1 pseudogene is annotated in these 1,457 nt (G+C 68.6%); it reads left to right on the forward strand.

Features of this window, described 5'->3' with window-relative positions:
• Window positions 1–1,457 (forward strand): annotated as a pseudogene (locus tag ACWEJ6_RS54725) (DNA-directed RNA polymerase subunit beta); the annotation flags it as partial.

Genomic DNA, 1,457 nt, shown 5'->3' on the forward strand with positions numbered 1-1,457 from the left:
GTGAGCCGCCGACCAAGGAGTCGGCGCAGACCCTGCTGGAGAACCTGTACTTCAACCCCAAGCGGTACGACCTGGCCAAGGTGGGCCGCTACAAGGTCAACAAGAAGCTCGGGGTCGACTCCGAGATCACGCAGGGCACGCTGACCGAGGACGACGTCGTCTCGATGATCGAGTACCTGGTGCGGCTGCACGCGGGGGAGACGTCCATGGGCCAGGCCGTCGTGGAGCTCGACGACATCGACCATTTCGGCAACCGGCGCATCCGCAGCGTCGGCGAGCTCGTCCAGAACCAGGTCCGGCTGGGCCTGGCCCGCATGGAGCGCGTCGTCCGCGAGCGGATGACCACCCAGGACGTCGAGGCGATCACGCCGCAGACCCTGATCAACATCCGGCCGGTGGTGGCGTCGATGAAGGAGTTCTTCGGCACCTCGCAGCTGTCGCAGTTCATGGACCAGATCAACCCGCTGGCCGGGCTGACGCACAAGCGGCGGCTGAACGCCCTGGGCCCCGGTGGTCTGTCCCGTGAGCGGGCCGGGATGGAGGTCCGTGACGTGCATCCGTCCCACTACGGCCGGATGTGCCCGATCGAGACGCCCGAGGGCCCGAACATCGGCCTCATCGGCTACCTCGCCTGCTACGGCCGGCTCAACGCCTTCGGCTTCATCGAGACGCCCTACCGCAAGGTCGTCGACGGCAGGGTCACCGACCGGATCGACTACCTGACGGCCGACGAGGAGGACCGGTTCGTCGTCGCCCAGGCGAACTCGTCCCTCGGCGCGGACGGCGAGCTGACCGACGCCCGCGTCCTGGTCCGCACCAAGGGCGGCGAGACCGACTACGTGGCCTCCCGCGAGGTGGACTACATCGACGTGTCGCCGCGCCAGATGGTGTCGGTCGCCACCGCGATGATCCCCTTCCTCGAGCACGACGACGCCAACCGGGCCCTGATGGGCGCGAACATGCAGCGCCAGTCGGTGCCGCTGATCCGCAGCGAGGCGCCGCTGGTCGGCACCGGCATGGAGTACCGCGCCGCGACCGACGCCGGCGACGTCATCAGCGCCGGGAAGGCCGGCGTGGTGGAGGAGGTCTCGGCCGACTACGTCACCGTCATGAACGACGACGGCTCGCGCACCACCTACCGGGTCGCCAAGTTCAGGCGCTCCAACCAGGGCACCTCCTTCAACCAGAAGCCCATCGTCGCCGAGGGCGACCGGGTGGAGGCGGGCCAGGTCATCGCCGACGGCCCCTGCACCGACAACGGTGAGATGGCGCTCGGCAAGAACCTGCTGGTGGCGTTCATGCCGTGGGAGGGCCACAACTACGAGGACGCGATCGTGCTGTCCCAGCGCCTGGTCCAGGACGACGTGCTGTCCTCGATCCACATCGAGGAGCACGAGGTCGACGCCCGGTCCAAGGCGGCGGCCTTCCAGCAGGCGACACAGCGGCTCATCGCCGAG

This window comes from Nonomuraea sp. NPDC004702 (assembly GCF_053601695.1).